This is a genomic window from Arthrobacter sp. JZ12, assembly GCF_035189165.1.
GTDB lineage: Bacteria > Actinomycetota > Actinomycetes > Actinomycetales > Micrococcaceae > Arthrobacter_D.
Window position 1 is genome coordinate 3031925 of sequence record NZ_CP045246.1, and the last position, 13745, is coordinate 3045669.

Sequence of the window (13745 nt, forward strand, 5' to 3'; positions counted from 1 at the left end):
GCCATGCTGACTGTTGAGGGCACCCGCACCAGACGGGCGCGGGTGCCCGGAAACCCCTCGCCCGTTCAGCAGACGCCTTCACGCAAATCCGGTTTTCGGAAAGTGCTTGGCTTTACCTGGGTTCTGCCGGCGCTGCTCACCCTCGGAGTGTTTGTTTACCTTCCCCTCGTTCAGAACTTCGGGTTCAGCTTCCTCGAGTGGGATATCTACAGCGGCAGTCAGACGTTCGTCGGCGGCGATAACTATGCCAAGCTAATCAACGACCCCATCTTCTGGAGTGCCCTCGGCAACAACGTTCTTTATGCCGCTGTTTCCATCGTTTTCCAGGTTTGTGCGGCGCTTGTGCTGGCAGCAATCATCGAAAGCGTACGCAGGGAACGTTGGCGGCGCGCGCTTCGCGCCGTGTACTTCGTCCCCTCCGCCATCTCCCTAACCGTGGCAGGGCTCCTCTTCTACTTCATCTACGAGCCCAACCTCGGCCTGCTGAACTTCATCTTGAAGAACGTAGGGTTCGGGGCTCTTGCCCAGCCCTGGCTCGGCCAGGAAAGCACGGCAATGATGTCGGTCATCGCGATGAGTCAGTGGCAAGGCTTCGGCTACTCCACCCTGCTGTTTGCCGTGGCCATCCAACGAATCCCGTCCGAGCTCTACGAGGCTGCCGCAATCGACGGGATCGGCACCATCCGCCGCTTTTTCACGGTAACGGTCCCGCTGGTGAGGGAAATGACCGGCCTCATGACCATCGTCACCATCTCCGGTGCTTTCCAGGTCTTCAACGAGGTGATGGTGATGACCAGCGGCGGCCCCAACAACTCCACCCAGGTCCTCGGGACATGGCTCTACCGCAGCGGATTTGTCCGTAACGACTTCGGCTACGCTGCAGCGATTGCCATGGTGATCTTCCTCGTCACTCTCGTCATCGCGCTCGTACAACTCTGGATCACGCACAGGAGAAGAGTGGAATGGTAACGCGCATCTCCTTCCTTGGGAGCATCCTCCGGGTCTTCATGTGGACCTTCCTGCTCGGCCTCGTTGTCGTGGTGGTCTACCCGCTTCTATGGATGGTCCTCAACGGCTTCAAACAGAATGCCGAGCTGTTCGGGAACCCGTTCGCCCTTCCTATCAGCTGGGAATGGCAGAACTATGCAGACGCCTGGAACCGGGGAGTCAGCAACTATCTGATGACCAGCGTCCTCGTGACGGTCACGTCGACGATAGCCACCGTCTTCATCAGCGCCTGGGCTGCCTACGGGCTGACACGCGTCAATCTTCCCTTCAACAGAGCCGTAGTCACAGTGATTCTGGGCGGGCTGATGTTGGCCCCGGCGGTAGCACTCGTTCCGCTCGTGAAGATGTTCCAAAGCCTGGGTCTCTACAACACCTTCTGGGCGTTGCTCATCCTCTACACAGCGTTCCGCATCCCCTTCACCACGTTCCTGATCCGGGCCTACATGATCGATCTTCCGCGAGAAATCGACGAAGCGGCCGAAGTGGACGGAGCCTCCCAGTGGACAACGTTCTGGCGCATTATTTTGCCGATGTGCAAGCCGATCCTCGTCTCGACCGTGATCCTGCACGTCCTGTTCGCCTGGAACGAGTATCTTTTCGCGATGGTTTTCACCAGCGGGACCGGCGTGCAGACCCTGCCGGTGGGCCTCACTAGTCTCATGAGCAAGCACGGGACGGACTATCCGGTGGTCTTCGCAGGCATGGTTATCGCGGCAATCCCCGTAGTGCTGCTGTTCTTCCTCGGCCAGCGCTACTTCGTGAAAGGGCTGGCAGACGGCATTGGAAAGTGAATTGGGAACGAATCAGCCGGAGCACTCCGTAGCCATACCAACGGAGCGGGTCTTGGGCTCGAACTTCTCCTACCAGCATCGACCGTTCGACGTGTTCCTGGACGACATGGCCGCCCTCGGTCGCCGGAAGCTGGAGCTATGGGGAATCGCCCCGCAGTTCCACATCCCGCAACTGGATAACGCTGCCATCCGGGCCGTCCGCCGTCAGCTTTCGGATCGGCAGCTCGAAGCCCACTGTGTGACCGTCGAGCAGGTGATGTATCCGGTGAATATCGCCTCCCCCGTCGACTGGCTGAGAAATGACAGCATTGCTCTGTTCCGCAGGGCAGCGCAGGTGTGTAACGAACTGCAGGCGCCTCTGCTCTTTCTGACCCCCGGCCGCGGCTTCGAGGATGAGGATCTGCAGCGCGCCTGGCGGCGGTCCGTGGATGCGTTGGGTGAGATTGCTTCGTATGCAGCCACACTCGGCGTGGACTGTGTGCTCGAGCCGCTGCAGCGGGTCGAATCGAACCTGGTGAACGATTCACAAGCCCTGCGCCGGATGATTGACGACGTCGGCGCTTCCAATCTGGGAGCGGTACTGGACACTGTTGCCATGGCTGCAGCCGGTGAGACAGTGCAGGATTACGTCAGGAACCTCGATACGCTGATCCGCCACGTCCATCTAATCGACGGATGCCCAACCGGGCATCTCGCCTGGGGCGACGGCGACCTCCCTCTCGGAACCTACGTAGCCGAGCTTGAGCGCGCCGGATACGACGGCTACTTCACCTTCGAACTCTTCGGTGACGGAACCTATGCCTTCGACCCGCGTCCGGCGCTCGAGCGGTGCCTGAACGCGTTTGACCGGGCCGTCGAACCGAGAACTTAGAACTTAGACCGAGATCAGCCTGAAGGCTGCTCCGGTGGGGTCCGTCACGGTGCATACCCGGCCGTACGCTGAGTCCATCGGGTCATCCGTCACCGTACCGCCCAACTCACGGACCCGGGCGGCAGCAGCGTCGGTGTCCTTCACGCCGAAGTACACCGTCCACGCCGACGGCACCCCCTCCGGCAGGAAGGTCCTGGCATCCAGGATGCCTGCCTCCTGCTCGCCGTCGACAAGCCCCGTGGTGTAGCGGAAAGAATCCGAGTCCGATTCCACCCGGGTCTCCCATTCGAAGATCCGCCGGTAGAACTCAAGGCACTGCTGGTACTGCCGCGTGGCAAGCTCGTGCCACACCGCAGCACCCTCTTCGGCGTGCGCCTCGAAGCCGAGGAGTTTGTCGCCCTGCCACAGCCCGAACGTTGCGCCCGAGGGATCCGCGGCGTGCGCCACACTGCCCTGGTCTGACACTGTGAACGGCGGCCCAAGCAGTTCGGCGCCCGCGAGCGCCGCCTTCTCCGCGAGAGCATTCACATCACCGGCCGCGAAGTACGTGGTCCAGCCGTCAGGAAATCCCGAGCCCTCCGTGTTGCCGATGAGTCCCGCAACCACTCGGCCATCCTTGGAGAACTTTGTGTAGTGCCCGTACTCCTCCCCCATGTCCTCGGCGTCCCAACCGAGCAGGGTGGAATAGAAGGTCACCGCCTTCGCCATGTCGGAACTGGCGAGGTCGATCCAGCAGGGCACTCCGTCAGGGAAGGCTTCGCGAGCGGGCATGGGAACTCCTTGTGCAAGGGGACCGGACGAGGCGAGCGTATATCTGCCCGCCGGCACTGACAATGGGAACCCCCACAATGGAGCCATGAGCTCCCTGCTTCCCCGAGAACCCGTAGTCGTCGCGCCCGGTGCGGTGCATGTCCCGGAGTGGCTGGATCCCGAACGCCAGCGCGACGTTGTCCAGGCGTGCCGCGAGTGGGCGCAGGGTCCGGTGCCGATGCGGCACACTCGCATGCCGAACGGGACGCAGATGTCCGTGCAGACTGTCTGCCTCGGCTGGCACTGGATGCCCTATCGTTACAGCCGGACAGCGGACGACGTCGGCGGCGCCCCGGTCGCTCCCTTTCCTTCGTGGTTGGCCGGGTTGGGGCGCGATGCCGTTGAGACCGCCTACGGAGAGCGGGACGAGAGCTACGAGCCGGATGCGGCGCTCATCAACTTCTACGATTCGACGGCGAAGATGGGCATGCACCAGGACAAGGAGGAACAGTCCTCCGCACCGGTTGTGTCACTGAGCATCGGAGACAGTTGCCTCTTCCGGTTCGGAAACACTGAGTCCAGGGGCCGGCCGTGGACCGACGTACGATTGGAATCCGGCGACCTGTTCGTGTTCGGCGGTCCGTCACGCTTCGCGTATCACGGCGTGATGAAGACTTTCTCAGGGACCGCCGACTCGGCGCTCGGACTCAACGGACGGCTCAACATCACCCTGCGCGTCACAGGGCTGTAGGGACGGACGTTCTGGATGGCGCTCCGGCCATAAGCGTGCCAACAGCGGTTAACCCGCGGATCCGTTGCCTTGCCGCCGAACCGGCCGCTTCAATGCCCCGCCATCCGCGCGAAGCCATCGGATTCCCAGGCTTGGCGCGGAGGTCCGGCCAACCAGGAAGACCTCAGGCCAGGAGTCCCCGCAGGTAAGCCGCCTGGCCCGCGTGCTGCATGCAGTCCTCGATGACGCTGACCAGCCGCACCCGCAGTGTCACCGGCGGGTCCCAGGACGTGTCGATGATCCGGTTTAGGTCCGTCTCGCTCAGGTCCCGTACAAAGTTCAATGTCCGCTCATGTACAGCGCGGTGGTAGTTCACGAGAAGGTCCGCCTCGACCTGTACCCGATCGACGTCGTCGGAACCATGCCCGTAGCCCGTGTCCTCACGTGGCAGGCCGAGGTTGAACCTGTCCGCCCAGCCGTCGGCGAGCCAGAGTTCGTCCCGACCGGCGGCGTCGGCCACGTGGTTGTCCTGCACCCGGGCGAGGTGCCACACCAGCCAGGCAATGCTGTTGCCGCGCGCGCCGGAACCGTCAGGAAGGGCCGGGCGGTAGGCGAGCCGGCCGGCGTCGAGCCCGTCCACTGCGTTGGCCACCGCGTCAGGAATGCGGCCGAACGCTTCTGTCAGTACGTCGCTTCCACTCATGCGCCATAGCCTAAACCCCGTCGGTTTCGTAAAGCAGCCCGGACGGTCAGGGCAAAAACGCCGGAAACGTGCAGCTTCGTGGGGATTAACCCACGAAGCTGCACGTTTCCGGCGCGTTTGGCGCCCTGAACGAGGACGCCTTACAGGTACGGCTCCACGAGCGACTCATAGCGGGCCTTCACCGTGGCAAGAACCTCGGCCGCCGGCGAGTTCCAGATCTCCTGGTTGAAGATCTCCACCTCTACCGGGCCGTCATAGCCCGTGGCTGCGACCCAGCGCGTGATCGTCTCGAAGTCGATGTAACCGTCCCCCATGTAGCCGCGGGAGAGCAGCGCGTCGGCCGCGATCGGGAGGTTCCAGTCGCACACCTGGTAGGAGGCGATGCGCCCCTCCGCGCCTGCCCGCTGGATGGACGCTTCGAGCGCGGGATCCCACCACACGTGGAAGGTATCGACGACGACGCCAACCGTCTTCGCGGGGAACGGCGCCGCCAAATCGAGGGCCTGGCCGAGCGTGGACAGCACGGCGCGATCGGCCGCGTACATCGGGTGCAGCGGCTCGAGCACGAGCCGGACATCGTGTTCCTGCGCCACGGGCACCAGCTCGCCGATACGGTCGGCGACACGCTGCCGGGCGGCGGCAACATCCTTGGCCCCCGGTGCGGAAGGATCGACGGCAGGACCTCCGATCAGGGGTCCGGCGGCGGGAAGACCGCCGACCACCATGATCAGTTCACGCGTGCCCAGCGTCGCGGCCTCCACGATCGCCTGGGTGTTGTCGGCGAGTGCGGTAGCCTGTCCCTCCTCGTCTGCCGCGGTGAGAAAGCCTCCCCGGCAGAGGCTGGAGACGCTCAGGCCGGCCTCCGAGATGAGCCGGGCAGCCTTGTCCAGGCCCGCTTCGGCAACACGGTCACGCCAAACGCCGATGTGCGAGAGCCCGGCGTCCGTGGACAGCGCCACCGCCTCGGCAAGCGTGATGTTCTTGGTGGTCGCGGTGTTCAGCGAGAGCCGGCTCATGCGCCGACTCCGTAGCTTGCGAGCAGCCACTCGAAGCGGTGCGCGGCTACCTCCGGGTCGACCAGCAGGCCGGCCTTGTCCGCCAGCCGGAAGGTGTCAGCAAGGTGCATCACCGAGCGCCCGGAGTGCAGGCCGCCGACCATCTGGAAGCCGGGCTGGTGCCCGTTCACCCAGGACAGGAACGCGACGCCGGTCTTGTAGTAGAACGTGGGCGAGCTGAAGATGTGCTTGCCCAGGTCGCGTGTGGAGTCCAGGATGGCCCGACCGCGGTCGCCGTTGCCGTCGTCGTACGCCTGCAGCGCCGCCGAAGCGGCCGGGTAGATCGCCGCGAAGATGCCCAGCAGGGCGTCCGAGTAGTGCGTTCCGTCGCCGTGGATGAGTTCGGGGTAATTGAAGTCGTCGCCGGTGTAGAGGCGGACGCCCTCAGGCAGGGCCGCGCGCAGTGACGTCTCATGCGCGGCGTCGAGGAGGGAGACTTTCACGCCGTCCACCTTGCCGGGCTGGCTGCGGATGAGGTCCAGGAAGATGCCGGTGGCGGTGTCGACGTCGTCGCTGCCCCAGTAGCCCGCGAGCGCCGGGTCGAACATGGTGCCGAGCCAGTGCAGGATCACCGGTTCATCGACCTCGGCCAGGAGGATGCCATAGACGTACTTGTAGTCCGCCGGGCCTTCCGCCACTGCCGCGAGCGCGCGGGAGGCCATCAGGATGACCTTCGCGCCGGCGTCGGACACCACCTTGATCTGCTCGCGGTAGGCCTCGACGACGGCGTTCAGGCCGGCACGGCCTGTGGGCAGGGTAGCCAGGTCCAACTGGTCGGTGCCGGCACCGCAGGCGAGCAGGTCGCGGACGGTCTTGCCGCTGGTGGCCGGGGCGTTGGAACCAACGATGGCGGCAGCTTCAGCTCCCGAGCGGCGGATCAGTTCCTGCGTGGCCGCCCAGTCCAGGCCCATGCCCCGCTGGGCGGTGTCCATGGCGTCGGCAACGCCGAGACCGTAGGACCACAGTTCCCGGCGGTAGTTGAGAGTGCGGTCCCAGTCGAGGACGGCGGGGGCGCCAGGGGTGTTGTCGGCGGTCACTTCAGGGATGACGTGCGCTGCGGCGTACGCATGGCGTGCCGTGAGCGGCGCAGTCGGCTTGGCCCAGGCGCTGGGTGCCGCGAGCTCATACCGTTCCAGCGAGCCCTGGGCGGTGGGCAGGTAGAGCGAGGTCATAGCGTGATCTCCGGAATGTCAAGGGTGCGGCGCTCGGCGGACGACTGCAGGCCGAGCTCGGCCAGCTGCACGCCGCGGGCTGCGGAGAGCAGACCGAAGCGGTGCTCGCGCCCGGCAGAAACGTCGCGCAGGAACTCCTCCCACTGCAGCTTGAAGCCGTTGTCCAGCTCTGCATTCGCGGGAACTTCCTGCCACTGGTCGCGGAACGACTCGGTGACGGGCAGGTCCGGGTTCCAGACGGGCTTGGGAGTGTGTGCGCGCTGCTGGGCAACGCACTTGTTCAGGCCGGCCACAGCGGAACCGTGGGTGCCGTCGATCTGGAACTCAACCAGCTCGTCGCGGTAGACGCGCACTGCCCACGAGGAGTTGATCTGCGCAAGCACCTGGTCACCGGCAGGGGTCTCGAGCTCGAAGATGCCGTAAGCGGCGTCGTCGGCCGTTGCCTTGTATTCCTTGCCCTGCTCATCCCAGCGGGTGGGGATGTGGGTGACGGTGTTGGCGTTGACGCTCTTGACCTTGCCGATGATGCCCTCGAGGACGTAGTTCCAGTGGCAGAACATGTCGGTGGTCATGCCGCCGCCGTCTTCCTTGCGGTAGTTCCAGGACGGGCGCTGTGCGGGCTGGTGATCGCCTTCGAACACCCAGTAGCCAAACTCGCCGCGCAGGGACAGGATGCGGCCAAAGAAGCCTTCGTCCACAAGGCGGCGCAGCTTGACGAGGCCCGGCAGGTAAAGCTTGTCGTGGACGACACCGGCGGTGACGCCGGCTTCACGGGCGATGCGGGCGAGCTCAACGGCTTCGGCGAGGGTCTCGGCGGTGGGCTTCTCGGTGTAGATGTGCTTGCCGGCGGCCATGGCCTTCTTGAGGGTGGCGGCACGCAGCGAGGTCATGGAGGCGTCGAAGACGACGTCGACCGTGGGATCGGCGATGATCCCGTCCAGGTCGGTGGTCCAGTGCTCAACCTTGTGCAGCTGGGCCAGGTCGCGGATCTTCGCTTCGTTGCGGCCCACCAGGATGGGCTCGACCTGCACTCTGGTTCCGTCGGCGAGGGTGACGCCACCCTGCTCGCGGATGGGCAGGATGGAGCGCACCAGGTGCTGCCGGTAACCCATCCGGCCGGTGATGCCATTCATCGCGATGCGGATGGTCTTGGTCTCTGTCACGTTCTCTCCCGAAGGGTTTTGAAAGTTGGTGGAAAGCGCTTTCCAATATAGGGTAGTGACACAGACCACGTCAACCCCTCCCGCGTCCTGCAGATGCGTAGCTCCGGCATTCGATCAGGAACTGCCATCTGCTCTTCAGCGGGGGTGCACCTAAAGGAGCCCGGTGGCAGCAGTAACCCTCTCCGGCGTCGCACGCCATGCCGGCGTCTCGCTGGCCACCGCCTCGCGCGTACTCAACGGATCGTCGCGCCGACCCGCGGAGGAGATCGCTGAACGTGTCCGAGCCGCCGCTGCTGAGCTCGGCTACGTACCCAACGCGCAGGCCCAGGCTCTGGCGCGGTCCTCCACCGGGCTGGTGGGCCTCGTGGTCCACGACATCTCAGATCCCTACTTCTCATCGATCGCCCGAGGTGTGCAGCACGCCGCACGCCAATACCAGCGCCAGGTGCTGCTGGCCAGCACCGATCCTTCCGAAGGAGCAGAGCGCGACGCCGTCAGCGCCTTCGCCTCGCATCGCACGGACGCGATCATCCTCGCCGGTTCACGGCGGGCGCACGCGGACCCGGAGCTTGAGCGTGAACTGGCCCGGTACGAGCAGAACGGCGGACACGTCGTCACGATCGGCGGATCGCCCGGGTCCGGATCCACGGTCCGGGTGGGCAATGCCGAGGGGGCGGCGGCGCTGGTTTCCGAACTGGTCTCCCGCGGGCTCACCCGGTTCGCCATCCTGGCGGGACCACCGGAGCTCAACACCGCACGGGAGCGGGTTGCCGGCTTCACGGATTCATTGAAGGCAGCCGGACTGGAGGCAGCCGCCGTCGTCAGCAGTGCCTTCACCCGGGAGGGCGGCTACGAGGCAGCGCAGGAATGCTGGAAGCAGCTCCACGGCGAGCGCGGCATCTGCCTGCTGGCCGTCAACGATGTCATGGCCATCGGCGCCATTGCCGGCCTGCGCGACGTCGGCGCCCATGTTCCGGCTGACGCCCTCGTCACCGGCTTCGACGACATCCCCACCCTGCGCGATTTCTCACCCGCCCTGACAACCGTGCGCCTGCCGCTGGAACAGCTGGGCGAACTGGCAGCGAATCTGGCTCTCAACCCGGAGCAGGGCGAACAGGGCCCCATCCAGGGCGAAGTCCTGATCCGTGAATCAGCAGGAGCAGATAAATGAAAATTCTGATCGCACCCGACAAGTTCAAGGGCACCCTGAGCGGGGCCGGCGCGGCCGCCGCTCTGGCCGAAGGTATTCTGCGCGTACTTCCCGAGGCGGAGATCACCGCCCAACCCATCGCCGACGGCGGAGAGGGCACCCTCGAGGCGGTGCTTGCCACGGGCGGCGTGCAGCAGGAAACAACGGTGCGTGGACCAATTGATGACACGGTCACCGCTTCGTGGGCCCTGACCGGCACAACCGCCGTAATTGAAACCGCCCGCGCCAGCGGCCTTGAGTTCGTCACCCCGACGCCGGCAACGGCGGCTGCCGCGCACTGCTTCGGCAGCGGCCAGCTCCTCGCCGCCGCGCTCGACGCCGGTGCCACCGAAATCGTGCTCGGCGTGGGCGGCTCCGCCATGACTGACGGCGGCTCCGGTGCGTTAAGAGCACTTGGGGCGAAGGTCCTGGACAGCAACGGAGATGAGTTGCCGCTCGGCGGGCTCGCGCTGGCGCGGGCGGCCCGGCTTGATCTTTCCGGTTTGGACCGCCGGTTGAGGGATGTTCGCCTGCGTATTGCGGTCGACGTTCAGAATCCGCTTCACGGCCCCGACGGCGCCGCGCATGTCTTCGGCGCCCAGAAGGGTGCCGATCAAGGTCTTCGCGAAGAGCTGGATGCGGCGCTCGTGCGTTGGGCACAGGTCCTCATGGAGGCCACCGGCGTCGATGTCCAGCGCCCGGGTGCCGGTGCGGCTGGCGGATTCCCTGCCGCTTTCATCGCCTGCACCGCGGCCGCTTTGGAACCCGGATTCGATCTTGTTGCCGACCTGCTGGGACTGGACGCCAAGCTGGCAGCTGCGGACCTTGTGGTGACCGGCGAGGGATCGCTCGATAGCCAGTCCGAGTTCGGCAAGGCGCCGTTGGGCCTGGCGGATCGGGCACTGGCACTCGGCCTTCCGGTACTTGCCGTGGCTGGCCGGATCACCCTGTCGGAGGCCGCGTTACAGGGTCACGGGGTGCTCGGTTCGCGCAGCCTCGCCGATATTGCGCCCTCTGTTGAGGCGGCCATGAACGACGCCGGACGGTACGCCGCAGACGCGGCAGAGGCTGTTTCCAGCGCTTATCTTTCCCTCTCGCGTCAGGCTTGACAGCCCCCTTTCGCTGGTTGCACGGTTGATTCACGACTAATCATAAGTAAGCTGATGGTTAGTTGGATAAACGTTCGGCAGGGAAGGTGAAGAGCGCATGCCCGATCTTTCAACCTGGTCGACTGGCCGACTCCTCACGACGGCAGCGCGGCTGGTAGAGCAGTCATGGAACCAACGCCTGGCTGAGTTGGACGTCACTCACGCGGGTTTCACGGCTTTGGCCGTACTGGCCACTCAGGGCCCGCTGCGTCAGGCGCAATTGGCCGAATTGGTCCATGTGCAGGCCCAGACGATCGGCAAGACTCTCAACCGGCTCGAGTCCCGGGGCCATATCGAGCGGACCCGGGGGGATGACGACCGACGTAGCCAGACCGTGCGGATAACGCAGAAGGGCCTGGAGACCCTGGAGAAGGGGCGCGACATTGAACGCACCCTTGTCTCGGATGAGGCGCTGCTCTCCCCTGAGCTCCGGGCGCATCTTCGGGCGGCAATCGAGGAACTGGCCGAGCCACAGCGGATCGCCCGGAGCCAGAGCCCCCTTCAGGCTGTCCAGGATCCCCGGGTCGAGTCCTAGTCGCCTTAGATGTCGTAGATGCCCTAAATGCCTGCTTCCTCGTAGAAGCCCTCGATGTGGCGGGCGATCAGGCGCGCGGCGAGCGCGCCGTCGTCGTTCTTTATCGCCTGATGGATCTTCCGGTGCTCAGCGCGGAGGCGTGCCGACGTAACAGGCCAATCCGGGAGATTGCGGGTCAGTTGCAGCGTGTAGCCCTCAATTGACTCGCGCAGCGAGGACATCATGGCACCGATGAGGATGTTGCCGGCTGCCTCGGCGAGCGCCACGTGGAACAGGGCGTCGAGGCGCAGGAATTCCTTCTCATCGAGCGCTGAGGTGTCCATGGCGCCCAGGAGGGCCCCGGCGTCCTCCATGGCGGGAGCGGAGGCATCCGCGTGTGCGGCGGCCCAGGTCTCCAGCAGCAATCGCGTCTGAACAATGTCCTCCACCGGCAAGTGTGAGGACGCCATATGCAATCGCAACGCAGCACCGAGGGCAGCGCCCGGATTGGCTGTAATGACGGTACCCGCGGCTGGGCCGGACCCGACGCCGGCGCGGACAACACCCATTGCCTCGAGAACCCGTATGCCTTCCCGGGCGGAAGCGCGCGAGATGCCCAGCTGCTCAGCGACGGTACGCTCACCCGGCAGGCGGTCCCCCACCGCCAGCCGGCCGGCCGACAGTTGCTCCTCGAGCCAGGACTGAACTAGTTGATGGGTGCGCATGTCGAAAAGTGTATCTTGCGTGGTCTGACCACATATCGGTACTGTGGTCGGACCACATCGGATTACAGAAGGTTTCCCATGTCCTATTCCCCCGCAGCGCTCAAACGCCGAGTTCCCAAAGTTGCAGACCTCGCTCCGCTCATGCAGTTCAAGAGGCCGGACTTCAGCCAGAGCGCACGGCTTCGCCGCGCCAACACCATCGGAGACCTGCGCGCGATCGCCAAGCGGCGAACCCCCACCGCTCCGTTCGATTACACAGACGGTGCAGCAGAAGCAGAAATTACTCTCCGCCGGGCGCGCGAAGCCTTCCTGGATCTGGAATTTCGTCCTGGAATCCTGAGGAACGTCGAGAAGGTGGACACCTCCGTCACGGTGCTAGGCAAGGAATCTGCCCTGCCGTTCGGAATTGCGCCCACCGGTTTTACCCGAATGATGCAGTCTGAAGGCGAGTACGCGGGCTCGCAGGCGGCCGAAGCCGCAGGCATCCCCTACACACTCTCCACCATGGGCACCGCTTCGATCGAGGACGTGGCACAGGCTGCCCCGGCGGGACGGAACTGGTTCCAGCTCTACCTCTGGACGGACCGGGAACGTTCCCTGGAACTGATCGAGCGCGCAGCAAAGGCCGGCAACGACACCCTGATGGTCACTGTGGACACTGCCGTGGCAGGCGCTCGTCTGCGCGACGTGCGCAACGGCATGACAATTCCTCCTGCGTTGACACTGAAGACCGTCATCGACGCGTCCTACCGTCCGGCATGGTGGTTCAACTTCCTGACCCACGAACCCCTGGCCTTCGCCTCGCTCAACCGCTACTCCGGCACCGTTGCTGACCTCATCAACTCCATGTTCGACCCCACCCTTACCTTCGAAGACCTGGACTGGCTGCGGGAAGTCTGGAAGGGGAACCTGGTGGTGAAGGGGATTCAGACCCTCGATGATGCCAGGAAGGTTGTGGACCATGGCGCCGACGGGATTGTCCTGTCCAACCACGGAGGCCGCCAACTGGACCGGGCACCCATTCCGCTCCGGTTGCTGCCCGAGGTGGCCGCAGAGTTGAAGGGCAAGACCTCTATCATGCTGGACACCGGCATCATGAGCGGCGGCGACATTGTGGCTGCGCTCGCCCTCGGAGCCGACTTCACGCTGATCGGCCGCGCTTACCTGTACGGCCTGATGGCCGGTGGACGCGCCGGAGTGGACCGGACCATCGCCATTCTCGAGAAGGAGATTTCGAGGACTATGCAATTGCTGGGAGTTACCCGCGTAACAGACCTCACACCGGATCACGTCCGCTTTCTGTAGTTTCTTTGTCGCCTGGCCGCCCGACTTATTCGAAAGACGGACTGCCAGGCGACAAAAACCCTTCCGGGCCTTATCATCATGAAGTGACTCGCGGGTGCGAGATCCGTGAGACCTGGGGGTCAAAATAAAATGAAGCGTCGGCGGGTGCATTATCCGTTGAAATATCGGCGTGCCCGAACGGCAATCTACGCCGTTGTGCTTTTCTGGCTGTGGACCTGGCTGGGCAGCGCTGCGTTCATCGCCAGCCTCTTCCATTCCCCCATTCACGCGATCCTTGCGGTGTACGCGCTGATGACGTTTGTCCTGCTCTCCATCCCGGTTTTCCTGCTTGCTGCAGCCCAGATGGCTATGAACCGGCCAACCGTCATGCCCCGGCCCGCCGTCGTCGTTCCCCTTGAACGCCGACCTGCCGCGGGTCCGGGAGTGATCCGCCTCAGCAGAAACGCTTCCTAATTTCATGTGGGAATTGCAAAACGACGCAATCAAACAATTCCCTGGAAATTCACCCGCGAAACTGCGCAATTGGATCTTGTGCTCCTGCTGAGGAAAAACTGAGGATCCTTGGGAAATCCTAGGCATTTTTCCGGCGATTTTCCGGCGAATGCCAAATCTATACTTGAT

The 13745-nt window shown here is 64.4% G+C and carries 15 protein-coding genes; 9 read left to right on the top strand and 6 right to left on the bottom strand.

What is annotated here, in order from left to right; genetic code table 11:
- Window positions 1-3: 3 nt before the first annotated feature.
- Genes GC088_RS14085 through GC088_RS14095 form a run of 3 tightly spaced genes read left to right on the top strand, consistent with a single transcriptional unit; the run spans window position 4 to window position 2670 of the window.
- The gene (locus tag GC088_RS14085) at window positions 4-969 is read left to right on the top strand and encodes a carbohydrate ABC transporter permease (RefSeq protein WP_323959620.1); all 966 of its coding nucleotides are present in this window, start codon (window positions 4-6) and stop codon (window positions 967-969) included.
- Window positions 963-1799: a carbohydrate ABC transporter permease gene (locus GC088_RS14090; RefSeq protein ID WP_323959621.1), complete on the top strand. Its 837-nt coding sequence runs from the start codon at window positions 963-965 to the stop codon at window positions 1797-1799. Before GC088_RS14085 ends, GC088_RS14090 begins: the two co-directional genes overlap by 7 nt.
- A gap of 1 nt (window position 1800) precedes the next feature.
- A complete protein-coding gene (locus GC088_RS14095; protein WP_323959622.1) occupies window positions 1801-2670 on the top strand; it encodes a sugar phosphate isomerase/epimerase family protein in 870 nt (289 codons plus the stop codon).
- Between the two features lie 3 nt (window positions 2671-2673).
- Here the strand turns inward: GC088_RS14095 and GC088_RS14100 are convergent, their stop codons facing one another.
- Window positions 2674-3441, bottom strand: coding sequence for a VOC family protein (locus tag GC088_RS14100; protein WP_323959623.1), 768 nt, complete (start codon window positions 3439-3441; stop codon window positions 2674-2676).
- An 85-nt stretch (window positions 3442-3526) separates the two neighbouring features.
- Here GC088_RS14100 and GC088_RS14105 point away from each other — a divergent pair, with 85 nt between their 5' ends.
- Window positions 3527-4171, top strand: a complete 645-nt coding sequence (locus GC088_RS14105; RefSeq protein WP_323959624.1) for an alpha-ketoglutarate-dependent dioxygenase AlkB family protein — start codon at window positions 3527-3529, stop codon at window positions 4169-4171.
- A 163-nt stretch (window positions 4172-4334) separates the two neighbouring features.
- On the opposite strand, the gene GC088_RS14110 is transcribed toward GC088_RS14105, so the two are convergent.
- The 4 genes from GC088_RS14110 to GC088_RS14125 all read right to left on the bottom strand — a co-directional run bounded on the left by GC088_RS14110 (window position 4335) and on the right by GC088_RS14125 (window position 8213).
- Complete coding sequence (locus tag GC088_RS14110; protein WP_323959625.1) at window positions 4335-4853, bottom strand: mycothiol transferase; 519 nt, start codon at window positions 4851-4853, stop codon at window positions 4335-4337.
- Between the two features lie 140 nt (window positions 4854-4993).
- Window positions 4994-5869: a sugar phosphate isomerase/epimerase family protein gene (locus tag GC088_RS14115; protein ID WP_323959626.1), complete on the bottom strand. Its 876-nt coding sequence runs from the start codon at window positions 5867-5869 to the stop codon at window positions 4994-4996.
- Complete coding sequence (locus tag GC088_RS14120; RefSeq protein ID WP_323959627.1) at window positions 5866-7080, bottom strand: dihydrodipicolinate synthase family protein; 1215 nt, start codon at window positions 7078-7080, stop codon at window positions 5866-5868. The genes GC088_RS14115 and GC088_RS14120 overlap by 4 nt, the downstream gene beginning before the upstream one ends.
- On the bottom strand, window positions 7077-8213 hold the full coding sequence (locus GC088_RS14125) for a Gfo/Idh/MocA family protein (protein WP_323962094.1): 1137 nt from the start codon (window positions 8211-8213) through the stop codon (window positions 7077-7079). Before GC088_RS14125 ends, GC088_RS14120 begins: the two co-directional genes overlap by 4 nt.
- Window positions 8214-8406: 193 nt before the next feature.
- On the opposite strand from GC088_RS14125, the gene GC088_RS14130 reads away from it, so the two are divergent.
- The 3 genes from GC088_RS14130 (at window position 8407) to GC088_RS14140 (ending at window position 11115) form a co-directional block, all read left to right on the top strand.
- Complete coding sequence (locus GC088_RS14130) at window positions 8407-9414, top strand: LacI family DNA-binding transcriptional regulator (RefSeq protein WP_323959628.1); 1008 nt, start codon at window positions 8407-8409, stop codon at window positions 9412-9414.
- The gene (locus tag GC088_RS14135) at window positions 9411-10541 is read left to right on the top strand and encodes a glycerate kinase (protein WP_323959629.1); all 1131 of its coding nucleotides are present in this window, start codon (window positions 9411-9413) and stop codon (window positions 10539-10541) included. The genes GC088_RS14130 and GC088_RS14135 overlap by 4 nt, the downstream gene beginning before the upstream one ends.
- A 97-nt stretch (window positions 10542-10638) precedes the next feature.
- Window positions 10639-11115 carry a MarR family winged helix-turn-helix transcriptional regulator gene (locus GC088_RS14140; protein ID WP_323959630.1) on the top strand — a complete coding sequence of 159 codons (477 nt, stop codon included), beginning with the start codon at window positions 10639-10641 and terminating at the stop codon, window positions 11113-11115.
- A 23-nt stretch (window positions 11116-11138) separates the two neighbouring features.
- Here GC088_RS14140 and GC088_RS14145 read toward each other — a convergent pair whose 3' ends face one another.
- The gene (locus GC088_RS14145; RefSeq protein ID WP_323959631.1) at window positions 11139-11819 is read right to left on the bottom strand and encodes a FadR/GntR family transcriptional regulator; all 681 of its coding nucleotides are present in this window, start codon (window positions 11817-11819) and stop codon (window positions 11139-11141) included.
- 78 nt (window positions 11820-11897) lie between these two features.
- Here GC088_RS14145 and GC088_RS14150 point away from each other — a divergent pair, with 78 nt between their 5' ends.
- Both GC088_RS14150 and GC088_RS14155 read left to right on the top strand, forming a co-directional pair.
- Window positions 11898-13124: an alpha-hydroxy acid oxidase gene (locus tag GC088_RS14150; protein WP_323959632.1), complete on the top strand. Its 1227-nt coding sequence runs from the start codon at window positions 11898-11900 to the stop codon at window positions 13122-13124.
- 144 nt (window positions 13125-13268) lie between these two features.
- Window positions 13269-13577, top strand: a complete 309-nt coding sequence (locus GC088_RS14155; protein ID WP_323959633.1) for a hypothetical protein — start codon at window positions 13269-13271, stop codon at window positions 13575-13577.
- Window positions 13578-13745 lie beyond the last annotated feature (168 nt).

Bases quoted from the DNA above. Each gene is read 5' to 3' on its own strand.
- GC088_RS14140 (WP_323959630.1), top strand. From the start codon at position 10,639: ATGCCCGATCTTTCAACCTGGTCGACTGGCCGACTCCTCACGACGGCA.
- GC088_RS14125 (WP_323962094.1), bottom strand. From the start codon at position 8,213: ATGAATGGCATCACCGGCCGGATGGGTTACCGGCAGCACCTGGTGCGC.
- GC088_RS14135 (WP_323959629.1), top strand. From the start codon at position 9,411: ATGAAAATTCTGATCGCACCCGACAAGTTCAAGGGCACCCTGAGCGGG.
- GC088_RS14100 (WP_323959623.1), bottom strand. From the start codon at position 3,441: ATGCCCGCTCGCGAAGCCTTCCCTGACGGAGTGCCCTGCTGGATCGAC.
- GC088_RS14090 (WP_323959621.1), top strand. From the start codon at position 963: ATGGTAACGCGCATCTCCTTCCTTGGGAGCATCCTCCGGGTCTTCATG.
- GC088_RS14120 (WP_323959627.1), bottom strand. From the start codon at position 7,080: ATGACCTCGCTCTACCTGCCCACCGCCCAGGGCTCGCTGGAACGGTAT.
- GC088_RS14145 (WP_323959631.1), bottom strand. From the start codon at position 11,819: ATGCGCACCCATCAACTAGTTCAGTCCTGGCTCGAGGAGCAACTGTCG.
- GC088_RS14150 (WP_323959632.1), top strand. From the start codon at position 11,898: ATGTCCTATTCCCCCGCAGCGCTCAAACGCCGAGTTCCCAAAGTTGCA.
- GC088_RS14105 (WP_323959624.1), top strand. From the start codon at position 3,527: ATGAGCTCCCTGCTTCCCCGAGAACCCGTAGTCGTCGCGCCCGGTGCG.
- GC088_RS14115 (WP_323959626.1), bottom strand. From the start codon at position 5,869: ATGAGCCGGCTCTCGCTGAACACCGCGACCACCAAGAACATCACGCTT.
- GC088_RS14085 (WP_323959620.1), top strand. From the start codon at position 4: ATGCTGACTGTTGAGGGCACCCGCACCAGACGGGCGCGGGTGCCCGGA.
- GC088_RS14110 (WP_323959625.1), bottom strand. From the start codon at position 4,853: ATGAGTGGAAGCGACGTACTGACAGAAGCGTTCGGCCGCATTCCTGAC.